General features: G+C 57.7%; 1 protein-coding gene. It reads left to right on the top strand.

What is annotated here, in order from left to right; all coding sequences use genetic code 11:
* Positions 1–130 precede the first annotated feature (130 nt).
* On the top strand, positions 131–537 hold a 407-nt coding region (locus NW820_RS13465), incomplete at its 3' end, for an AAA family ATPase (protein ID WP_414407782.1).

The raw sequence follows: 537 nt of genomic DNA on the forward strand, positions 1-537 counted from the left end.
TGACGCTTCAACAGCATTGGTGGATCCCCCAGCTTGGTCTGGGGGATTTTTTTGTTCTCTTTGCTGGGGTGATCTTTCCCAGAGCTTTTCTAGAGTTAAATTGGGGCCATTGCCTCTGTGACTTAGGGATATGGCAATCATTTCTTCTCGGGATACAGGCCAGAACGCTGAGGGCCCCAAGCGGCGGCAGCAAAAGTCTTCAGCCTGGAGAAAAGAAGGCAGAGAGTTGAGCTTTGCTGGGGAAAGGGGAGCGGATCCCTCTGCCCTGTTGCAGCCGCAAGCCCACCCTGGCGAAGCCCAGGAAGAATCCCTGCGCCCGCGCACCCTAGCGGAATATATTGGCCAGACGGAACTTAAAGAAGTGCTCTCCATTGCCATTGCGGCGGCCCGCGCTCGCCAAGAGCCTCTGGATCACCTGCTGTTCTACGGCCCGCCTGGTCTAGGCAAAACCACGGTGGCAGCAGTGCTGGCGGCAGAAATGGGATCCCAGTTCTACATGACCACCGCGCCGGCTTTGGAGAGCCCCCGCGACATTGC

This window comes from Synechococcus sp. R55.7 (genome assembly GCF_047461955.1).
Taxonomy (GTDB): Bacteria; Cyanobacteriota; Cyanobacteriia; order Thermostichales; family Thermostichaceae; genus Thermostichus.